Annotated in this window: 1 protein-coding gene; it reads left to right on the plus strand. The window is 59.8% G+C overall.

The annotated features are described in order from the left end of the window. Positions 1-65: 65 nt before the first annotated feature. On the plus strand, positions 66-301 hold a 236-nt coding region (locus tag Q3F21_RS27295; protein ID WP_340259756.1), incomplete at its 3' end, for a hypothetical protein.

Consider the following 301-nt stretch of genomic DNA (forward strand, 5'->3'; position numbering starts at 1 on the left):
TTCGGAGCGACTAGCGAAGTCCCACCCAGCGGAGCAGTGATCCCGAGGAAACAGAATCGCAACCTATGAATTCCCTCCGGAGCTGCGCGCCGTTTTGCGATTCCCTCGGGGTCACTGCGGAGCGGACAGTCCCCACTTCCGTGCAGGACGAAGACCGGAGCGGAGAATGGAAACAGGCTTCTCTCCACCGCAGCCGCTTTCCTACGTTGGTGGTTGAACAGGCTTTGGCGGAGGAGATGAAAAAGGAGAAAACGGCTACAGGTTCGGTGGGACACCGCGAGGAGGCTGGACTGTTCGGCTC

Origin of the sequence: Brevibacillus borstelensis (assembly GCF_037834415.1) — a bacterium.
Classification (GTDB): Bacteria; Bacillota; Bacilli; order Brevibacillales; family Brevibacillaceae; genus Brevibacillus; species Brevibacillus borstelensis_A.